This is a genomic window from Pseudomonas sp. GW821-FHT07G06, assembly GCF_058986625.1.
In genome coordinates, this window is the sequence record NZ_JBYSVW010000042.1 from 1 (window position 1) to 1,334 (window position 1,334).

At 64.8% G+C, this 1,334-nt stretch carries 1 protein-coding gene; it reads right to left on the reverse strand.

The annotated features are described in order from the left end of the window. A partial coding sequence (locus AC3WJW_RS29950; protein WP_493728546.1) for a VCBS domain-containing protein occupies positions 1–1,334 on the reverse strand: 1,334 nt, incomplete at both ends.

Sequence of the window (1,334 nt, forward strand, 5' to 3'; positions counted from 1 at the left end):
GCGGCGAACTCGTTGTGCGCGGAGCTGGCGACGTAGGTCCAGGCACCGCCGGTGCCGATGGAGAACTGGCCGTAGCTGCCGGCGGTGTTGGTTTGGGCGACGAAGGTTGCGGCGCTGTCGACGTCGCTGATGGTCAGGGTGCCGGTGGTGGAAATGTCGACGGCGGCATGGGTCTCGGTGAGGTTGGCGATGTCGGCGGACAGCACGGCCGCATCATTGGTGCCGAGGATATTCACGGTGACCGAAGTGAGAGTGCCATCGGCACTGCTCACCGCGAAGGTATCGGTGTAGGTGGTGCCGGCGGCGAACTCGTTGTGCGCGGAGCTGGCGACGTAGGTCCAGGCACCGCCGGTGCCGATGGAGAACTGGCCGTAGCTACCGGCGGTGTTGGTTTGGGCGACGAAGGTGGCGGCGCTGTCGACGTCGCTGATGGTCAGGGTGCCGGTGGTGGAAATGTCGACGGCAGCATTGGCTTCGGTGAGGTTGGCGATGTCGGCGGACAGCACGGCGGCATCGTTGGTGCCGAGGATATGCACGGTGACCGAAGTGAGAGTGCCGTCGGCACTGCTCACCGCGAAGGTATCGGTGTAGGTGGTACCGGCGGCGAACTCGTTGTGGGCGGAATTGGCGACGTAGGTCCAGGCACCGCCGGTGCCGATGGAGAACTGGCCGTAGCTACCGGCGGTGTTGGTTTGGGCGACGAAGGTGGCGGCGCTGTCGACGTCGCTGATGGTCAGGGTGCCGGCGGTGGAAATATCGACGGCGGCATTAGTCTCGGTGAGGTTGGCGATGTCGGCGGACAGCACGGCCGCATCATTGGTGCCGAGGATATGCACGGTGACCGAAGTGAGAGTGCCGTCGGCACTGCTCACCGCGAAGGTATCGGTGTAGGTGGTACCGGCGGCGAACTCGTTGTGGGCGGAATTGGCGACGTAGGTCCAGGCACCGCCGGTGCCGATGGAGAACTGGCCGTAGCTGCCGGCGGTGTTGGACTGCGCCTGGAAGCTTTCCGGGCTGTCGATATCGCTAATGGTCAGGCTGCCGCCGGTGGTCAGCGGAGCATTGGTTTCATTCAGCATAACGCTGGCCGAGGACAGCACGGCGGCGTCGTTGCTGCCGGTGACGGTGACGGCCACCTGCTGGGTGTCGACGCCGCCCAGGCCATCGCTGACCTGCACGCTGAACACTTCATTGTGACTTTCTCCCACCTTCAGCGCCTGCACCGCACTGGCGACACCATCGGTGCCGTTGGCCAGCGTGTAGGTCCACTGGCCGCTGTTATCGACGGCGATCGAGCCGTAGGTGCCGGTATTTGACCCGGCAATGCTCCAGGT